The sequence below is a fragment of the Neisseria dentiae genome (assembly GCF_024580525.1).
In the GTDB taxonomy this organism is placed as follows: domain Bacteria; phylum Pseudomonadota; class Gammaproteobacteria; order Burkholderiales; family Neisseriaceae; genus Neisseria; species Neisseria dentiae_A.
This window is the reverse complement of sequence record NZ_JANIKQ010000068.1, coordinates 1-445: the sequence shown is the minus strand read 5'-3', so window position 1 is coordinate 445 and position 445 is coordinate 1. Positions and strand designations below refer to the sequence as shown.

Here is a 445-nt window from a genome sequence, read left to right as displayed (position 1 = left end):
AGACCAGGTGCTACCAATGCCATTACTTGAATTGAGGACGCAATGGGTGATAGTCTTACTCTTTTAGTTTTTACTGGTCAAGTCGCAACCCGTGGTATCGGTAAAGATGCTTTTCAGGAAGCAGATGTCTTGGGGATGACAATGCCGATTACCAAGTACAATTACCAAATTCGGGATACGGCAGATATTCCTAGAGTCATCACAGAAGCACTCCATATTGCGACAACAGGGAGACCAGGTCCCGTTGTTATTGATGTTCCAAAAGATATCCAAGAAAGAGTTGTTGATTTTTATCATGACCCAACTCTACACCTACCAAGTTATCAGCCAACGATTGAACCAAATGGTTTGCAGGTTAAGAAAATTTTGAAACAGCTTAGCCAAGCTCAAAAACCAGTTATATTGGCTGGTGGTGGTGTCAATTATGCAGATGCCAATAAAGAAT

General features: G+C 41.6%; 1 pseudogene. It reads left to right on the top strand.

The features are described 5' to 3' along the window. Window positions 1-42: 42 nt before the first annotated feature. Window positions 43-445, top strand: a pseudogene (locus NQ012_RS13215) (thiamine pyrophosphate-binding protein); the annotation flags it as partial.